The sequence below is a fragment of the Streptomyces sp. Tu6071 genome (assembly GCF_000213055.1).
GTDB lineage: Bacteria > Actinomycetota > Actinomycetes > Streptomycetales > Streptomycetaceae > Streptomyces > Streptomyces evansiae.
Window position 1 is genome coordinate 4247451 of the sequence record NZ_CM001165.1, and the last position, 17612, is coordinate 4265062.

Annotated in this window: 19 protein-coding genes, 1 tRNA gene and 1 CRISPR repeat array (1 of these 21 only partly in view); of the genes, 10 read left to right on the plus strand and 10 right to left on the minus strand. The window is 72.5% G+C overall.

The window, feature by feature from the left end; translation table 11 throughout:
• Positions 1 to 23 precede the first annotated feature (23 nt).
• Positions 24 to 305, plus strand: a complete 282-nt coding sequence (locus tag STTU_RS34695) for a hypothetical protein (RefSeq protein ID WP_158678799.1) — start codon at positions 24 to 26, stop codon at positions 303 to 305.
• Positions 306 to 915: 610 nt separating this feature from the next.
• Positions 916 to 1341 (plus strand): hypothetical protein, encoded by a 426-nt coding sequence (locus tag STTU_RS17665; RefSeq protein ID WP_158678800.1) that lies wholly within the window; start codon positions 916 to 918, stop codon positions 1339 to 1341.
• 258 nt (positions 1342 to 1599) lie between these two features.
• Here the strand turns inward: STTU_RS17665 and STTU_RS17670 are convergent, their stop codons facing one another.
• The gene (locus tag STTU_RS17670) at positions 1600 to 1968 is read right to left on the minus strand and encodes a hypothetical protein (RefSeq protein ID WP_043255541.1); all 369 of its coding nucleotides are present in this window, start codon (positions 1966 to 1968) and stop codon (positions 1600 to 1602) included.
• Between the two features lie 228 nt (positions 1969 to 2196).
• Positions 2197 to 2270, minus strand: a tRNA-Thr gene (locus STTU_RS17675).
• Between the two features lie 531 nt (positions 2271 to 2801).
• Here STTU_RS17675 and STTU_RS17680 point away from each other — a divergent pair.
• From STTU_RS17680 to STTU_RS34975, 6 genes are all read left to right on the plus strand, one after another.
• The gene (locus STTU_RS17680) at positions 2802 to 3389 is read left to right on the plus strand and encodes a TetR/AcrR family transcriptional regulator (protein WP_043255543.1); all 588 of its coding nucleotides are present in this window, start codon (positions 2802 to 2804) and stop codon (positions 3387 to 3389) included.
• 328 nt (positions 3390 to 3717) lie between these two features.
• Complete coding sequence (locus STTU_RS17685) at positions 3718 to 5040, plus strand: bifunctional o-acetylhomoserine/o-acetylserine sulfhydrylase (RefSeq protein WP_043255545.1); 1323 nt, start codon at positions 3718 to 3720, stop codon at positions 5038 to 5040.
• A complete protein-coding gene (gene metX, locus STTU_RS17690; protein ID WP_007825293.1) occupies positions 5041 to 6186 on the plus strand; it encodes a homoserine O-acetyltransferase MetX in 1146 nt (381 codons plus the stop codon).
• Positions 6122 to 7009 carry an RBBP9/YdeN family alpha/beta hydrolase gene (locus STTU_RS36090; protein WP_324607906.1) on the plus strand — a complete coding sequence of 296 codons (888 nt, stop codon included), beginning with the start codon at positions 6122 to 6124 and terminating at the stop codon, positions 7007 to 7009. The genes metX and STTU_RS36090 overlap by 65 nt, the downstream gene beginning before the upstream one ends.
• Positions 6916 to 7878: a bifunctional class I SAM-dependent methyltransferase/NUDIX hydrolase gene (locus STTU_RS36095; RefSeq protein WP_324607907.1), complete on the plus strand. Its 963-nt coding sequence runs from the start codon at positions 6916 to 6918 to the stop codon at positions 7876 to 7878. The genes STTU_RS36090 and STTU_RS36095 overlap by 94 nt, the downstream gene beginning before the upstream one ends.
• Before the next feature lie 6 nt (positions 7879 to 7884).
• A complete protein-coding gene (locus tag STTU_RS34975) occupies positions 7885 to 8445 on the plus strand; it encodes a hypothetical protein (RefSeq protein WP_007825295.1) in 561 nt (186 codons plus the stop codon).
• A 57-nt stretch (positions 8446 to 8502) separates the two neighbouring features.
• Here STTU_RS34975 and STTU_RS17715 read toward each other — a convergent pair whose 3' ends face one another.
• The 7 genes from STTU_RS17715 to STTU_RS17745 form a co-directional block, all read right to left on the minus strand.
• Positions 8503 to 8994 carry an RNA polymerase sigma factor gene (locus tag STTU_RS17715; protein ID WP_043255548.1) on the minus strand — a complete coding sequence of 164 codons (492 nt, stop codon included), beginning with the start codon at positions 8992 to 8994 and terminating at the stop codon, positions 8503 to 8505.
• Positions 8991 to 9611, minus strand: coding sequence for a class F sortase (locus STTU_RS17720; RefSeq protein WP_007825297.1), 621 nt, complete (start codon positions 9609 to 9611; stop codon positions 8991 to 8993). Before STTU_RS17720 ends, STTU_RS17715 begins: the two co-directional genes overlap by 4 nt.
• A 14-nt stretch (positions 9612 to 9625) precedes the next feature.
• Positions 9626 to 10078, minus strand: coding sequence for a hypothetical protein (locus STTU_RS17725; protein ID WP_007825298.1), 453 nt, complete (start codon positions 10076 to 10078; stop codon positions 9626 to 9628).
• 362 nt (positions 10079 to 10440) lie between these two features.
• Entirely contained in the window at positions 10441 to 10785 is a 345-nt protein-coding gene (locus STTU_RS17730) for a hypothetical protein (RefSeq protein ID WP_234019259.1), read from the minus strand.
• Between the two features lie 237 nt (positions 10786 to 11022).
• A complete protein-coding gene (locus tag STTU_RS17735) occupies positions 11023 to 12225 on the minus strand; it encodes a helix-turn-helix domain-containing protein (protein ID WP_007825301.1) in 1203 nt (400 codons plus the stop codon).
• A 1078-nt stretch (positions 12226 to 13303) separates the two neighbouring features.
• Entirely contained in the window at positions 13304 to 13498 is a 195-nt protein-coding gene (locus tag STTU_RS17740; protein WP_043255551.1) for a DUF397 domain-containing protein, read from the minus strand.
• A complete protein-coding gene (locus STTU_RS17745) occupies positions 13495 to 14364 on the minus strand; it encodes a helix-turn-helix domain-containing protein (protein ID WP_043255553.1) in 870 nt (289 codons plus the stop codon). The genes STTU_RS17740 and STTU_RS17745 overlap by 4 nt, the downstream gene beginning before the upstream one ends.
• Before the next feature lie 171 nt (positions 14365 to 14535).
• Here STTU_RS17745 and STTU_RS17750 point away from each other — a divergent pair, with 171 nt between their 5' ends.
• Positions 14536 to 15003, plus strand: coding sequence for an ATP-binding protein (locus tag STTU_RS17750; protein ID WP_043255554.1), 468 nt, complete (start codon positions 14536 to 14538; stop codon positions 15001 to 15003).
• A gap of 750 nt (positions 15004 to 15753) precedes the next feature.
• On the opposite strand, the gene STTU_RS35910 is transcribed toward STTU_RS17750, so the two are convergent.
• Positions 15754 to 15879: a hypothetical protein gene (locus tag STTU_RS35910; RefSeq protein WP_267881229.1), complete on the minus strand. Its 126-nt coding sequence runs from the start codon at positions 15877 to 15879 to the stop codon at positions 15754 to 15756.
• 182 nt (positions 15880 to 16061) lie between these two features.
• Here STTU_RS35910 and STTU_RS17760 point away from each other — a divergent pair, with 182 nt between their 5' ends.
• Complete coding sequence (locus STTU_RS17760; protein WP_007825327.1) at positions 16062 to 16832, plus strand: FadR/GntR family transcriptional regulator; 771 nt, start codon at positions 16062 to 16064, stop codon at positions 16830 to 16832.
• A gap of 116 nt (positions 16833 to 16948) precedes the next feature.
• A CRISPR array of direct repeats spans positions 16949 to 17612; the repeat unit is 29 nt; unit sequence CTGCTCCCCGCGCGTGCGGGGATGGACCC; it runs 461 nt beyond the window's last position.

A 17612-nucleotide genomic window follows, 5' to 3' on the forward strand; every position in this document is an offset into this window, starting at 1 on the left:
GTCCCGATCGCAGGGAGAAGGGTATGAAATCAATGAAGCTTGGCCTGACTGTTACTCCTGCGGGCATTCCTGTTGGAGGGGGGATCGTTATTCTGGTGCTGTGCGCCCTCCTCGTTTGGGACTCCCTCAGGCTCCCTGCGGGCGCTTGGTATCGATGGCTAATGCCTATCGGTTTCTGCCTTATTGTTGCGGCAATTGTCCTGAATTGGTATTGGGTGATTGCTGTCGGTGCGGTAGCTATGGGAATCGGATTGTCGGCAGGGAAGTCATACCGGCAGAAAAAGGAAACATTTCGCGGATTCTGAGGCGGGTGCAGCGGTTTCATTCGGCTTCTGCATGATGAGCGGCGAACACGGAAACCTGCGACCCGGCCGAGTTGTCCGCCTTTCGGTGGATCTTCGCGCCCCATGCCGAGGCGTCGCCGCCGACCGGCTGGGAGGCGGTGCGGATCCTCGAACCAGGCCGGGCCCGCCGACTGGGATTATGTTCGACGCGCCTACATTGGCCACGTTCGGCTGGGGCAACTGGATCTGAAGAACTTTCGTTACCCGCCCCCCATCGAAGCCAGACGATAAAGCGGGGATGCGCGCTTCGCCATCTGCTGACCTCTGAGCCTCGGGTGGGGGCGTGAAGCGTGCCCGTATCCGAGGAATTCCTAATGAATTTGAAGCAGTATAGAATGAAAAATCGTGACCGTGAGGTATTGGCTAGGGCGTCTTGGCGCTATAAACGGGGTGCGGAAATTCCTCCCTACTAGCCGCCACGCCCGCGACGTTTCATGTAAGGGTCAAAAGATGCTCCTCAGGTCGGCAGGCTTTTCCAGTGGGGCAGCTACGCCAACAACGTCGTCCTTGGATGGGCCGGATGCGGCACAAAAATGAATGCGCCACAATGGTGCTGAGGAGCGAGACTGTCGTGGCCAGATGGGAAGTTGCCTGGCCGAATCGGATTGCATCCGTGAGCCTGGGCGTAGGATTTCTCGCACTCGCGGTTTTCGGGGTGATTGCCGGGGTGGCCAAGGCGGGGCCGGTTTTCGTACTCTTCCTCGCAGCCGCAGGAGTTGCTGGCCTGCTGTACGGCTTCGCTACCAGCATCACACTGACCGACGACCGCGTCATCGTCAGGAATTTCGGCCTGACGGAAGAGGTAATGCTGACGGACGTCGTGCGCGTGGATGTCGGCTACGGAGGGACATCTCTTTTCGGCCGGGACGGCGCCAAGGTCCGAGCCTTCGCTGTGGAAAAACCGAATTATGCGGCCTGGATGGGGCGTGTCACGCGCGCTGACCGGGTGAAAAAGGCGCTGCTGGACGCGGCGAAGATCGCGCAGCGTCCCTCGTGAGGCATTCCCGCCACAGCTCCTCCACGTAAAAGACTCCGTGGACTATGCGCGGCTGGGGCGTCGGGGAACAGCACCGATACCCCAGCCGCCCATTGGGTGTGCGTGCACCTTGAGCCCGGTAATGATGTGGACGGCGGTTCTGCGGTTGAGGCCGCAGCGGTCGAGTGATCTTTGAAATCGCCAAAGCCCAGATGAGCTGGATGCTGACCTAGGCTTTCCGCTACGCCTCCTGTTGGATTCCAAACGACGACCCGGGCTTTACAAGGCCCTGCGGCGCGGCTTTCCCCTGCTTCGGCGGACCGGAACCGTGTACGCCGGGCTACGCAGGCGGGAACCGGGCGGGCCTGCCGCGCCAGGAAACGTACAGGCGGCGTGGTCGGACAGCAGGCGCAGCAACTCGTCGAAGTCGTCGAGCCATTCCTTCGCCGAGCGGATGGTGAATCCGGCCTCGTGGTAGGTGCGCCAGGCCCTGCCGCTCTCCTCGTCGTCTGCGTCGTATGGCTCGGGCATGACAGCGAGACGCGTGGAGAGGACGTCCCGGAGGAAGCCGGCGAGCCACCCGCGCTCGCCGAATTCGTAACCGGAAGCGGGAAACTTCTTGCTCTCGTCGGCGAGGAGAGAGGCCAAGCGGGCGAGGGGGCGGCCGCTGCGTCCTCGCCCAAGCGGACAAGGGCCTCCTGGTGCGACGGCAGGTGACGCCGCCGCGTAGGAAATCGTAAGTCCCCGCCGTCGCGGGCGAGGAACTGCAGAAGGTGCGGCCGTTGGAGCCACGCCCGCCAACGGGCCGGTGTGCGCGCGTGCCGAGCCGCCCGGCCGACTCGTCGAGGCAGGGCGTCTGCCCTGGGCCTTTCTGGGAGCCCCCTGTCGGATTCGAACCGACGACCCACGCTTTACAAGAGCGTTGCTCTGGCCATCTGAGCTAAGGAGGCGGGTGCCAGCAGTGTAACGGAGGGAGGGGATGGAGGGTGTCCGGGAGTGGGCGACGAAGCGGGGCGCGGGGTGGCGGGCGTGAGCGTGAGACTCCGTGACGTGGCCGGGGGCGGGGGCGCCTGGACAGGGGGAAGCGTGACGTTCGGCATGGGTTGGCCGGCGTTGGCCTCGCTCGTCAAGGGCGCAGGCGGCTCCAGTGACAACAACGGCGAGCTGGTTCAGCAGCGCATCACCGCGGCGCAGCCGCTGGAGGGCAAGTTCAACGGCAGCGGCAATGCGGCCTTCGGCACCCCTCGCACCGCGCGCTGGGCGGTCAAGGGTGTCGCGCCGCCGGGGGGTGGCCTCGGGGCTGCATGCGGCGGCCTGGCGGGCGCTGGAGCGGCTGACGGGCGAGGGCGGGGCGGGTGGTGGTGCGGGTACGGGGCCGGGGCCGGGGCGCTCGCGGGGGTGAGGGTGGTCGCCCGCAGGTGGGGGCCGCGCGCGGTCTCGTACAATGTGGAACGACGATCCGATTCGAGGGAGGAGCCGCCGTGGCCACCGACGAGACTCCCGGCGCCGCGCCGCAGGCGCCCCGGGCCATGCGGCGGGACGTGCGGCGCAACCTCGACGCGCTGCTCGCCGCCGCCGCCGAGGTGTTCCGGGCCGAGGGCGTGGACGCGCCCGTGCGGCACATCACGGAGCGGGCCGGGGTCGGGGTCGGCACCCTCTACCGCCACTTCCCGCTCCGCTCGGACCTCATCGTCGCGGTCTTCCGGCACGAGGTCGACGCGCTCATGGCCGCCGCCGCGCCGCTCTCCGCCGCGCACCCGCCCGTCGAGGCGCTCGTCCGCTGGCTCGAACGGCTCGCCGGGTTCGTCGCGACCAAGCGCGGGCTGAGCGGCGCGCTGCACTCGGGCGATCCGGCGTACGAGGGGCTGCGCGAGTACTTCGAGAGCCGCTTCGTGCCCGTCATCGAGGGCCTCATGGACGCCGCCGCCGCGACCGGCGAGATCCGCGCGGGGCTCTCCCCGTTCGACCTCCTCGTCACGCTCGCCAACGTCGTCGACCCGGACGACCCCGCCTACACGGGGCGGGTCGTCGGGCTGCTCATGGACGGGTTGCGCTACCGGGCGGGGTGAGGGGCTGCGCGCCCCGGTGACGTGCTGCCGGGCCGGGGTGTCTGCTCCTGCCGGGCCGGGGCGGTCTGCTCATGCCGCGCGCCGGGGTGAGGGCGCCGGGCTGCCGGGCCGGGTGACGCGCCGCCCGCCCGGGTTGACGCGCTCCCCGCCGGTCGACGCCTTCCCTGCCCGCGTTGCGAACGGCGCGTGTCGTCCCGTGGCGTTCGCATGGCGGTCGCGTGACATGCCGGGCCCCGCGCGGCCCCCGCGTGCTTCGCTCGTCGGACGTCCGCCGTCGTCCCCGTACGACCGGCCGGACGTCCGCCCGCCGTCCCGTACGAGGAGCGCCATGAGCACGCAGCCCGCCGAGTCCGCCGCCGAGTCCTGGTCCTTCGAGACGAAGCAGGTGCACGCGGGTGCCGTGCCCGATCCCGCCACGGGGGCGCGTGCCACGCCGATCTACCAGACGTCCTCCTTCGTCTTCCGGGACACGCGGCACGCCGCCGACCTCTTCTCGCTCGCCGAGCCCGGCAACATCTACACGCGCATCCACAACCCGACGCAGGACGTCTTCGAACAGCGGATCGCCGCGTTGGAGGGGGGAGTCGGCGCCGTCGCGGTCGCCTCGGGGCAGGCGGCCGAGACGCTCGCGCTGCTCACCCTCGCGCGCGCGGGCGACCACGTCGTCTCCAGCGCCTCGCTCTACGGCGGTACGTACAACCTCTTCCGCCACACCCTGCCGCGCCTCGGCATCGAGGTGTCCTTCGTGGACGACCCCGACGACCCCGAGGCGTGGCGCGCCGCCGCCCGGCCGCACACGAAGGCGTTCTTCGCCGAGACGCTGGGCAATCCGCGCGGCAACGTCCTCGACATCCGCGCCGTCTCCGACGTCGCGCACGCGGTCGGCGTCCCGCTCGTCGTCGACAACACCGTCCCGACTCCTTATCTCCTGCGGCCACTTGAGCACGGGGCGGACATCGTCGTGCACTCCGCGACGAAGTTCCTCGGCGGGCACGGCACCGCGATCGCGGGTGTCGTCGTGGACGGCGGCACGTTCGACTTCGGCGCGCACGCCGCGCGTTTCCCGGACTTCAGCGAGCCCGATCCGAGCTACCACGGCCTCCAGTACTGGCCCGCGCTCGGCCCGGGGGCGTACGCGGTCAAGCTCCGCGTCCAGCTCCTGCGCGACCTCGGCCCCGCGCTCTCGCCGCACTCCGCCTTCCTGCTGCTCCAGGGCGTCGAGACGTTGAGCCTGCGCATCGAGCGCCACACGGCGAACGCCGCCGCGCTCGCCACCTGGCTCGAAGGGCGCGACGAGGTGAGTGCCGTCCACTACGCGGGACTTGAGTCCAGCCCCTGGTACGAGAAGGGGCGCACGTATCTGCCGCGCGGGGCCGGGGCGATCGTGTCCTTCGAGCTGCGCGGCGGCGTGGAGGCGGGCAAACGCTTCGTGGACGCCGTGGAGTTGTTCAGCCACCTCGCCAACATCGGCGACGTCCGCAGCCTCATCATCCACCCCGCCTCCACGACCCACAGCCAGCTCGGCGAGGAGGAGCTGCGCGCGACGGGCACCGCTCCCGGGCTCGTCCGGCTGTCGGTCGGCATCGAGAACCTGGCCGACCTGAAAGCGGACCTGGAGGCGGGCTTCCGCGCGGCGAAGGGTGCCGCGTAGGTGCGGGAGGCCGCCGCCGTACGGGAGACGGGGCGCGAGGAGCCGTGGCGGGTCTCCGGGGCCTGGCGGGCGGGGGACCCGCCGGGCCGCAGGCGCTGGTACGCGGCGGACAAGCCGCTCGCGCTGGAGGCGGGCGGCGAACTCCCCTCCATGCGACTCGCGTTCGAGACCTGGGGCACGCTCGCGCCCGACGCCTCGAACGCCGTGCTCGTCCTCCACGCGCTCACCGGGGACAGCCACGTGCACGGAGCCGCGGGCCCGGGGCACCCGACGCCCGGGTGGTGGGACGGGCTCGTCGGGCCGGGACGCGCGCTCGACACGGACCGGTGGTTCGTCGTCGCGCCGAACGTGCTCGGCGGCTGCCAGGGCAGTACGGGCCCGTCGTCCGTACGACCCGGCGGGGGCCGGGCCTTCGGCGGTGCCTTCCCCTTCCTCACGCCGCGCGACCAGGTCGCCGCCGAGGCGGGGCTCGCGGACGCGCTCGGCATCGGCCGCTGGGCGCTCGTCGTGGGCGGCTCGATGGGCGGAATGCGGGCCGTCGAGTGGGCCGTCGCCCACCCCGCCCGCACCGGGGCGCTTCTCCTGCTCGCGACCGCGGCGGCGGCGAGCGCCGAACAGATCGCCTGGTCGGGGCTCCAGATCGCGGCGATCCGCGCCGACCCGCACTGGCACGCCGGCGACTACCACGGCACGGGCCGGGGGCCGGTGGGCGGTCTCGCACAGGCCCGGCGGCTCGCGCACGTCACGTACCGTACGGCCGCCGAACTCCAGGACCGCTTCGGGCGGACGACGGGCGCCGGGGGCCGGTTCGAGGTCGACGCGTACCTCGACCACCACGCCGCGAAGCTCGTCCGCCGCTTCGACGCGGGCAGTTACGTCGTCCTGAGCGAGTCCATGAACGCCCACGACGTGGGCCGCGAGCGGGGCGGCCTCCGCGCGGCCCTGACCCGCGTCACGGCGCCCGCGCTCGTGGCGGGCGTCGACTCCGACCGGCTCTACCCGCTCGCGCAGCAGCGGGAGTTGGCGGCGCTGATCCCGGGCGCCGATACGGTCCGTGTGATCGAGTCGGCGCACGGGCATGATGGCTTCCTCACGGAGACGGAACAAGTGTCGGCGCTGGTCGCGGAGTTGCTGGCGGACGGCTGAGGAGGGAGCAGGGGTGTCGTACGTGGTCGTGCCGGGGATCGACGGGTCCGACGAGGCGCACTGGCAGAGCCGGTGGGAGGCGGGATGGGGCGCGGAGGCGGTCCGGATCGCGCCCGGGTCCTGGTCGGCGCCGGACCTGGAGGACTGGGTGGCGGCGGTGGGCAAGGCGTACGAGGCGGTGGCGGGGCGGGGCCCGGTCGTGCTCGTGGCGCACAGCCTGGGGTGCTGGGCGGTCGCCGAGTGGTTGCGCCGCGCCCGCCCCGAGGGCGCGGCGGCCTTCCTCGTCGCGCCCCCGGACCCCCACGGCCCCGCCTTCCCGGCCGAGGCGGCTCCCGCCTTCGTCCCCCTGCGCCCCGCCCCGCTCCCGTGCCCGGCGCTGCTCGTGGCGAGCACGGACGACCCGTACTGCGCACCGCGGAAGTCGGCGGACCTGGCAACGGCCTGGGGCGCGCGACTGCGCCTCGTGGGAAGCCGGGGCCACCTCAACACGGCCGGCGGGGTGGGGGAGTGGGGGGGAGGGGAGGGAACTGCTGGGGGAGTTCGTGCCGCCCCCGTCCGCGTGACGCGCGCCCTCCCCCACCTCCGCGCGCCCGCCGTACCCGCCCCGTCCGCCCGACGCCCCGGGCGGTCGGGGCGCAGAATTGCCCCATGGCCTCCTCTTCCTCCGCCTCCCTCATCCCTCCCGCCCGTTGGACCGCGCACTACGAGGCCGGGAAGGACTTCCGTCCGTTGGGGGACGAGGAGCGGGCTCTGCTGCGGAGGGTCGCCGGAGCGGTCGGGGCGGGGCGGGCCCTGGACGTGTGCTGCGGGACCGGGGAGCTAGCCGCCTTCCTGCACGGCGAACTCGGGTACGAGACCGAAGCGGTCGACTTCGCCGAAGGAGCCGTCGCGCGAGCCCGGCAGCGGTGCGGGGACGCGGTCGCCGTGCGGGTGTGCGACGTGGAGCGGGAGCGCGCGGGGGAGAGCGGGGGCTACGCGCTGGTGACGGTGCGAAGGGCTGCCGCCTTCTGGGCGGACCGGGCACGGATCGTAAGGGAGTTGGGGGCGCTCCTGCGCGAGGGCGGCGCGCTCGTCGTGCTCAGCCCCGTACCGGGACGCATCTCGGAGCCGATGCGGCACATCGCCCTCGACGAGGACGAACTGCGCGTGCTCGCCGACGGGTTCGAGGAGTGCGAGCGGTACGACGTGGACGGGCTCGCCGCGCTCGTGCTGCGGCGGCCCGGTGGCTCGTACTCCGCCGCCGAGATGGCGCGCGAGCCGGTCGCGCAGGCGATGCTCGGGGCCGGAGTCGTCGTCACCGACCCCAACGGGCGTGTGCTGCTGGGTCGTTCGGTCCAGGGGATGTGGAGTCTGCCCGGTGGCAAGGTGGACGCCGGGGAGTCCGTGACCGAGGCGGCCGTGCGGGAACTCGCCGAGGAGACCGGCCTCACCGCCACGGCGACCCGTCTCCTCGCCCTCCTCCACGACGACAGCCGGGACCTCCGCCGCGTCACCGCCGCCGTGCGCGCCACGGCCTGGCACGGCACCCCGCACGTCACCGAGCCCCACCTCTTCACCCGCTGGGAGTGGCACGAGCGCGCTCAACTCGCCACGGTCGGGGCGATCTTCACGCCCTCCGCCCACGTCATCGAAGTGGCCTTCCCCGGCACCCTGCCGGGCCTCGCGCTCCCGCACGTCTACCCAGCCGCCTGAGCCGGGGTGCGGGCCACGCTTTCAGCCGCTGCCGCTCTCAGCCGCCCCGGCCGTCACTCCGCGTCCGCCCCGCTCCCCCTCGTCGCCTCCGTCGCCGCCGCCGGACCCCCTGATGGCTCCGACGACTCCGACGACTTCGACGACCCCGGAGACGACATCCCCGGCGTCGACCTCTCCGGTGACGGGATCGCCCCGGTCGGACGCTGCCGGGCCTCCGTCGGCCCGTCCGGCCGCCTGGCTCCGTCCGGTCGTGCGCTCGGCGGCGCTCCCGTGACCGTCGAGCGTCCCGAGGGCACGGCGCTCGGCCCCGAAGGGGCGGGGGCGGGGGTCTGCTCCACGGACTCGCTCGGGTGCGGTGGCGTGGCGGGTTCGCCGCTCGCCGAAGGGCCGGGGCCGAGCGGGAGTTCGTGTCGTTCCCGCTGGTCGGCCGAGTGCGGCGTCAGGGTGAACAGGGCCGCGCAGGCCGCTGCCGTCGCGAGGGCGGCGCCCGCTCCCGTCCGGACCGCCCTGCGGCGCCGCGCGCGACGGCGGACCGTCGAGAACTGCCCGGCGGGCGCGGCGAGATGATCCGTACCCTCGTCGCCGCGCAGGAGCACGAAGAGCGGGTCGTCCGAGGGGTCCTCGTCATCGAACCGGGTGGTCAACGGTCCTCCTCAAGTGGGCTCGCAGCAGTTCGCGGGCGGCGTGCAGGTCGGCCTTCACTGTGCCCTCCTTGCGTCCGGTGAACGCGGCGACCTCGCGGACCGGCATATCGGCGTAGTAGTGGAGCAGGATCGGCACGCGCAGCCGCTCCGGGAGCGACTGGACGAGCAATCTGACGGTCGGGTCGGGGAGTTGCTCGGGCTCGCGGAGCGCCGTCTCCGTGCCGGCGCGGCGCAGGGCGGTGCGTTCGCGGTCGAGGGCGCGCCAGTGGTCCCGTACGAGGTTCGCGGCCGTCACGTAGAGGAAGCCGCGCGGCTCGTCGACCGAACTCCAGCGCGCCCAGAGGCGGGTGAAGGCTTCCGAGGCGACTTCGTGCGCCGTCCCGTCGTCGTCGACGAGCCGCCGCACCCACCCGGCGAGCCGGGGGTACAGCGCGGCGAACAGCTCGGCGGCCTCGCGCTCGCGGCGCCTCACGAGGCCCCCGTGCGGTGGGCGAAGACGATGACGTTGGCCGAGTAACCGGCCGCGCTGCGCTGCCCGCCGCAGGTGATGAGCCGCAGCTCGGCGCGCTTCACGTCCCCGTACACCTCCTGCGTGGGGAACTCGGTCTTCGCCACGGTACGCACCCGGTCCACGACGAAGCGCACCGAGGCCCCGTCCGCCCGCCGGACCACCACCCGGTCCCCGGCCCGCACGCGCCCGAGCCGCCGGAACACCCCGTCGCGGTGCGGCCCCGTCGTCACGTGCCCGAGCACGACGGCCGGCCCGCGCTCGCCCGGCAGCGGCCCGTACCGGTACCAGCCCGCGACGTCGTGCGCGACGAGCGGCGGCACCTCGACGGTCCGGTCGGGCGCGAGGCCCAGCGGGGTGAGCGAGGTGTCGACGCCCGCCGCGGGGACGAGCAGGCGCGTGGGGCGGGCGGTGGACGGCCGCGAAGGGCCCGGTTCGGGGGCCGCCGTGGTACGGGAGGGGGCGGGCGAGGCGGTGGTACGTGCCGCGCCGGGTGCGGCGCCCGCGTCGCCCGTACGCCCGGGGCCGGGCCCGCAGCCGGTGCCGAGAAGCGACACCAGTGCGAGCCCGGCCACGAACAACCCGGAGCCGCGCCTCACGCCCCCGCGCCCTGACGGCGCCGGCGCAGCACCACGACGCCCCCGGCGAGCAGGACGGAGGCCGCGGCGACCCCGCCGATGAGGGCGGTGTCGCCGCCCGAGGAGCCGGTGCCGGAGCCCGTGTCGGGGGCGCCGGCCGGGACGGTGCCGACCTGCCCGCGGGCGGGAGCGGGGGCGGGAGTGGCGCCCTTCCTGGCCTCGGAGGGGACGGGGGTGGCCGCTTCCTTCCCCGGCGCGGACGGGACGGCGCTCGGCGGGGGAGTGGAGTCCTGCGAGGGCTTGCCCTCCTTGGCGGAGGGGGCGGGGCTCGCGGCCTCGGCGGACTGGGCGGCGGGGCTCGCGGCCTCGGCCGACTGGGCGGGCGCGGCGCCGTCCGCGAAGGCGGGGGCGGCGGTCGTGGTGAGGGCGGCGGCGAGTACGGCGGCGGCCAGGAACGACTTGCGGCGCAAGGTGGGGTCCTTCGTCTCTGGGGAGGCCCGCGCGGTGCGCACGGGCGGAGGTGCCGCGCGCGGCGTGCGCGCGGACGGTGTCGCACGCGGCGTGCGCGCGGACGGTGTCGCACGCGATGACCACGCGGACGGCAACAGAGACGGAGGGAGGGAGGGGCGGGTTGTAAAGAACAGGCAAAGGCGGCGGGGGCGGCGCCCGAGGCCCGGCATCCCCGCCTTGCGCGCGCCGCCCCGATCCGGCATTACTGCTCGGGCGTGGGGGCGTGGGGGCGTGGGGGCGTGGGGGCGTGGGGGTGGGGGTGTGCGGGCGTGGGTGCGGGCGTGCTTGCTTGCGCCGCCCCGCCCGGCGTCCCCCGGCGTTTTTACGCGCTCAGCGCCCCGTCGTGGCCCGCTCCCCTGCTGCCCCTCGCGCCTCCAACCCCGGCGCCTGCCGTCCCCGTACCCGGCGCCCCCGCACCCGCCGTTCCCTCGCTCGCCGTCCCCCCGTCGTCCGCTTCCCGCGCCCGGCGCCGCGCGCAGTCCCCGCACGCGCGGGGCCACCAGGTGGCGATGTGGGTGGCGCGGGGGTCCTGGCGTGGGCCGAGGTCCACGACGGTTTCGGGGCGGAGGAGGGAGCCGCACCACACGCAGTGGGCGCCGCGGACCTGGTCGGGGGTGAGTGTGGCGGGGTGGGGGAGTGCGGTGTCGTCACCCTGTGTCGTCCTCATGGCGGGCTCCATGTCCGATACGCGTCCTCGTCATGACATCTTGGGACAAGCGCAAGGCCCCGACTGTCAGTTGTTTACTGACAGCCGGGGCCATGGATTCACGGTACGAGGCGGTACGGGCGGGCGGCGGGGCTGTGCGGGCGAGGAGGGACGGCCGTCCCGCGCGCACCCGTCCCGTACCGCCACCCCCCGGACCGGACCCCGTCCCGTCGGCCGCCACTCCCGTACCCCGCCCCCTCAAGCCCCCAGCCACGACCCGTACGACAGGAACGAGTCCGGGAGCTGCCGCTTCGCCGCCTCCAGCGCCGCGTACGTCTCCCGCACCGTCGCGTGGTAACGCGCCTGCTGCGGGGCGGCCTTGCGCGCGGCGAGGAGGTGCGTGAAGGCCCCCGAGAGGTCCCCGGTCCACACCTGCGCACGGGCGAGTTCGGCGTAGTGGTGGCTGCGGCGCGAGGCGGGCCAGTCCGCGGGGAAGGTGATCCGCGCGCCGTCGCGCGCGGCACGCCCGTAGTCGTCCAGCTCGGCGGCGACCGAGACACGGTGCACGGCGACGTTCGTCGGCCCGAAGGAGAGCCAGTGCACACGGGTCGCCTCGCCCGTCCCGCGCGCGATCCGCTCGGCTTCGTCGAGGTGCGTACCGGCCGCCTCGGCGTCCCGCGCGCGCCCCGCCATGACGGCGGAACCGAGGTGCAACTGCCCCGTCACCACGTCCCGTTCGCGTCCGGGATCGGCCTGTCCGAGCGTGTCGAGACCGAGCCGCATGAGGCGTTCGCCGGTGCGGTACTGGCCCTCGCGGAGGTAGGTGAGGGCGCGCATGTAGCGGTGCATGGAGCTGACGACGGCACAACTCGCGCGCTGCGCGGCCCAGTCCATGCGGGCGAGCGAGAGCGCGGCGAGATCGCCGAAGCCGAGCTTGGAGCTGACGTCGTACGCGGTCCGGTACGTACGGGCGAGCAGCGACCACCCCTCCGTCGAGCCGATGCGGTGCGCGAGCGTCGTCACCTCCTGCACGAGCGCGGCGACGCGCCCCGCCACCCGCTTGATCTCCCCGGCCCGTACCAGCCCCAGCAACTCCTCCGTCTCGCCGTCGAGTTGTTCGTACGGCCTCGGGTGCACGTCCGGGTCGGCCCCGAGGTCGTACACGTCGAGCGCCTCGCGGATCGGCCGGATGAGCACGTCCAGCTCGTCCTGCCGCAGCTCCGTGTAGTACGGCTGCCCCGTGATCGCCGCGACGTCGACCCGCAGCGCCCGCGCGATGCACGCGGTGACGTGCGGGGTGAGCGGGATGAGGGCCTTCTCCGTCTTCGTGACGGTCGAGTACGAGAGCCCGGCGAGGTCGGCGAGGGCCTTCTGCGTGAGGTGCCGCTCCTGCCGCAGCCGCTTGATGCGGATACCGGTGGGAGTGCTGAGACGGTCGTCGACGGGCGCGATTTCTTGCATGGGGTGCTCCGGTGGGAGGGGCGGCGCGGCGTGAGCACGGTAGTGGGGCTTGGCGGCGCGGCGCGCGGGGAGAAGCGGCGTTCACCCTCGCGAGGACGGGATTTCGGGCGGCGCGGCGGTGGCGTTCGGTGGCGAGGGGTGGCGGACCCGCTCCGCTGCGGTTCCCGCCTCGGCCGTACGGCCTTCGCCCGGGAAATACCCTCCGGGCCGTACGGTACGGGGGGCGCGGACGGGGCTCTGCGAGGCGCGCGGCGGGGCCCACCGACCCCCCGTACCCCGGCCTCTGCCCCACCGTGCTCCCGGGGATGCGCACCGAGCGCCCCCTGTGCCGGGATTCCGGGGCGGGGGAGGGGGGTTGGGGGCGGGGGAGGTGGCGGTGGGGATCACCGTACGGGGAATGCGGGGGGCGCGTCGTGGGGCCAAGAGGTTCCGGCGCCTCGGGGTGCGATCCGCTGCGTGGCGGCCCCGGGGGGCGAGCCGGCTGCGGGCGGGGTGGCCGTGGGGGGGCGGGCGTGGATGGGTGTGGATGGGCGTGGCCACGCGGGAACGGGCGTTAGGCTGCGGACGGTCCGAAGAGCTCGGGCGCCGAACCGTCTTGTCCGAAAAGCCGGACTCTCCACTTCTTGCCGAATCGACGCCATCTCGAAGCCAAAAGGGCTGCTCCCCGCGCGTGCGGGGATGGCCCCTCGCGGGCCAGGTGGTACTGCGCGCGGGGGTGCTGCTCCCCGCGCGTGCGGGGATGGCCCACGGTTTCGAGCGCTGAGCCGTGGCGCAGCTCACTGCTCCCCGCGCGTGCGGGGATGGCCCCTGGTCACCCGCGTCACCCAGTGGGGATACGGCCTGCTCCCCGCGTGTGCGGGGATGGCCCCGTGGTGGACGCCGGGCACGCCGAGAATCACCCTTGCTCCCCGCGGTCACCACGAGACCGACTGGGGGTTGCGGTGTGCGGAATGCGCATCGTGGTCAGGTGCGGCGGGCGCCGCGCTACGGAAGCTACGACAAGCCGCAGCCCCAGCACACGCGGACCTGCGGCGTTTGCGAGGTCCGGTGCGGCTCTGGCGGCGACTGGTGGTGAACGTCAGATGTGCGCGCCGTCGAGGAAGTGCTGCCACGCTGTCGGGCTGAATCCAAGGTGCGGGGAAGCGAGATCCTTGGAGTCGCGAACGGCTAGCCGGCCCCGGGAGGTGGCGACCTCGACGCAGTTGCCCTCGGTGCCGGAGTAAGGGGACCTGATCCACGTGGGATGCTGTGGATCGTCGTGCTGGTGGTTCACTCGCCTGCCATTTCGTTCAGGACTCTGCGGATGAGAGCCCGCGATTTCGGGGGGTCGAGCGCGGCCATGTTGAGGCGCCGGAAGAGGGCGGCGAATCGCTCCGTGTCGCCCGGCTCCTCGTAGTAGACCGTGCCGTTGTTCAGCTCCCCGTACACGAGATCCTCTGCCGAGGACGGCGAGAAGCTCATGATGACGAAGGGTCCGAAGAGTGCCGCGTTCATCGGGCTCTCCTTCGGCAGGATCTGCAACTCGACGTTGGGCAGGTCGCTGTCCGTCAGGAGCGATTCGAGCTGCTCCCGCATCACGTCGGCACCACCTACCGCGTGGTACAAGGCGGATTCGGACACAATCACCCATAGCTGCAACGGGTCATCGCGCGTGAGGGTCTTGCGCCGGTCCTGGCGGATCTGGGCGCGTGTCTCAAGCAGGTCCTCGTCCGCGCTGGGAACGTGAATTCGAGCGAGCGCCTTGGTGTACGCAGGGACTTGCAGCAGCCCGGGGATGAGGATGGGCTCCACGTCATACATCTCGACGGCGTCCCACTCCACCGCTATGTACGCCGCGTACGACGGGCTGACGCTGCCCGCGTACTGCGCCCACCACCCCTTCTTCCGCGCGTCCTTCGCAAGCTGCTCGATCTGCGCCCGCTCGGCGGGGTCCGTCACGCCGTACGCGTCGAGAAGGGTTCGCAGGTCCACGAGGCGAATGCCGGACTTGGCGTTCTCGATACGCGTCATCTTCGACTCGGCCGAATCGAGTACGCGCGCGGCGTCCGCGTGCTTCAGCCCGGCCGCGATGCGCAGGTCCTTGAGCAGGCGCGCCAAGCGGCGCTGACGGATCGACGGACCCGCGTTCGTGCTTGACATTCCTCCACCTCCAGGCGACGGAAGACAGTGTGCCTGGTGGGGCGAACAGCGGCAACGAAAATGGTGACTCACCATTTTGGGTTATTGACAATATGGAGGCGCTCTCGTGCATGGTACTCATGGCGAGGTTGCTCAACTCGCGCTCGCAACAACGGAGATGAGGGCGTTCGTATGTCCGAAAACCAGGGCGGGACGGTGCGCCGTACGCGGCTCCCGCGACGACGGGCCAGCGTGCGGAAAGCGCGGGACTTCGCCCGCGAGGTAGCGGGAGCCTGGGGGTACCGCGAGCTCGCGGACGCGCTTGCGCTCGTTGTCTCCGAGTTGGTCACGAACGCGGTGGTGCATGCCCGTTGTGGTGCGGGCCGACAGGTGGCGCTCACGCTCGTACGAGGGAATGGCGCCGTGCGGGTCGAGGTGCGGGACAGCGGGCGGGGGATGCCGGTGCCGCGTGCGGCCGTTCCGTTCACGGAGGAGAGCGGGCGGGGGCTCGCGGTCGTGGACGCGGTGGCGGCTGACTGGGGCGTGCGGGACGAGGTCGTGGGTAAGACGGTGTGGGCCCTGCTCGCCCTGGAGCCGGATGCCTCGAACGTATCCGCCAACGGGCGGGAGGTGGCGGCCCGTGCGACCCCTGGCGCGTGACGCGGAACGGCTGCTGTACGAGGACACGGCGGTCCCCGGCTTTCGCGTACGGAGCTGGTGTCTGATGTGTGGGAGGTACTCGCCGGAGGTCGTGAACGCGGACTCGGCGCGGATGTGGTGCCTGGAGCACAACCGGACGACCGGCCATGCCAGTTATCGCGTGGCAGAGACGCAGTACTTGGTGGTGGCCCGGGAGGTGGGGGAGCCGGGGCGGTGTCGTTGTGGGAGGGGCGAGTCGGAAGGCTGAGGGGGGGCGCGAGGTGAGGTGGTGATGCGGCGGGGAGTGCCGCTGGCCGGCTAGGGGGAGCGTGGCAAGTCGGAGCGAGGTGCCGCAGGGCTAGGCTTCGAGCGGATCGCGCCTTGCGACGGCGGTCCGCTACGCCCGAAAGGTCGGATTCCTCGATCCTTGCGCAACTGCCGCCATTGGCCCGCTAAACCTGCTGGTCACGCAGTCTGCTCCCCGCGCGTGCGGGGATGGTCCCGACTCCGCGATCGGCCCCAAGTGGGGCGACAGCTGCTCCCCGCGCGTGCGGGGATGGTCCCCACCCGGAGGCTTCACACTTCGGGTCGTACTCCTGCTCCCCGCGCGTGCGGGGATGGTCCCAGGCTTTCTGGCTCGGCGACTTCGGCGTGGGTCTGCTTCCCGCGCGTGCGGGGATGGTCCGGGAACGGCGCGGAGTCGCTGAAGTGGATGGGCTGCTCCCCGCGTGCGAGGAATTTTCCGCTGCGGGACGGCGCCGCAGGATCGGCCTACGCCGATCCGGGCCGTTTCAGCAGCAGTTCGTCCCCCGCGCGGAAGCGCTCGGCGCCGCCTTCCTCCCATGTCACCACCACGAACAGGTCACCCACGTACGACCACGAAGCCTGCGGGGTCACGCAGGCCGGGGGATCGGGGCGCAGCTCGCCCGGCGGCTCAGTGGTGCGGGTGAGCCGCTCGTCGATCTTGCGTGACTCGGCCTGGGTCGCTTCGGCGAGTGGGATGCCGGTCGGATACGTACGCCGCGCCCCGGCGCTGTCCGGGGGGTGCGCGCCCGTCCGTCCTCGCGATCCGTCCCGCTATGCTCCACCGCATGTCCACCAGCACCCCCGAGCCCGCGCGGCGCGGTCTCCTCACCGAGCGCATCGCACGCGAACTAGAGCACGGGATTCGGACGGGGGAGTACGCGCCGGGGGACAAACTGCCCTCGGAGCGGGAGCTTTCCGTACGGTTCGGGGCGAGCCGGAACGTCGTGCGGGAGGTCCTGCGGCGGCTTGAGGCCCAGCAGCTCATCGAGGTGGCGCCGGGGCGCGGTTCCTTCGTACGGGAGCAGAATTCCGCGCAGGCGCGGGGGTACGACGCGCTCTACCGGGCCGGGCGGCCGACCGTGCGGCAGCTCATCGAGGCGCGGCTCCCCCTGGAGACGGAGATGGTCCGCCTCGCGACTGAGCTGGCGACGGAGCGCGACATCGCGGTCATGCGGGCCGCCGTCGTCGCCCTGGAGTGCGCGGACGAGCCGGTGAGCAAGGCGCGGGCGGACCTGGAGTTCCACGAGGCCATCGCCGTCGCGGCCGGAAATCCCGTACTGCGGATCATGCTCTCGTCCATCAGCGGGATGATGTTCGAGATGATGCTGCGCTCGAATTCGGACCCGAGCATCGCCGAGCCGGGCGTCCCGCACCACCCGGAGATCTTCGAGGCCATCGAGCGCCGCGATGCGGAGCTGGCGGTCGAACGGATGCGGGCGCACCTGCGGTTGGGACTGCGGACGTACGGGCGGGACCTGGACGTGCAGGTGGATGTGATGGCGAAGCAGCACATTGAGATGTTGTTGGGGGAGGGGCGGGGGTGAGGGGGGACGGAGGTCGGGCCGCCATGGGTTGTATGTCGGATGTTGTAGATATGCCGGAATTTGCAATTGTTGCGCGCACGGCTCCGGGGCGGGGGTAAACCCCCAGGTCGGAAAGCCTGCTCCCCGCGCGTGCGGGGATGGACCCAGGGTCGCGAGGTCCGGCCCTGTCGCCCTTCTGCTCCCCGCGCGTGCGGGGATGGACCCGACCAGCTCCTCCGCATCGTCGAGCGCACGGGCTGCTCCCCGCGCGTGCGGGGATGGACCCGGGCCGGTCGGTGGCGCCCCAGCCCAGCGCCTCTGCTCCCCGCGCGTGCGGGGATGGACCCAGTCACCCAGCGTGCCGCCCAACACATGGACTCTGCTCCCCGCGCGTGCGGGGATGGACCCTCCGCCTTCATCGCTCGGGTGGTCATCGACCGCTGCTCCCCGCGCGTGCGGGGATGGACCCGAGGAGGTCTCCCATGCGGGTGCCGTCGCTGCCTGCTCCCCGCGCGTGCGGGGATGGACCCTCGGCGCGGTCGAGCGCGATGGCGTCGCGGACCTGCTCCCCGCGCGTGCGGGGATGGACCCTGGGCGGTCTCGTGATCGAGGTCGACGAGGGCCTGCTCCCCGCGCGTGCGGGGATGGACCCTGCGGTGAGCCCTTCAAGCTCGTGCCCCATGTCTGCTCCCCGCGCGTGCGGGGATGGACCCAGTCCACGAGTGGATCGTTACGCCGGACGACTCTGCTCCCCGCGCGTGCGGGGATGGACCCTCGGCGGCAGCGTCGGGCGGATCGGCG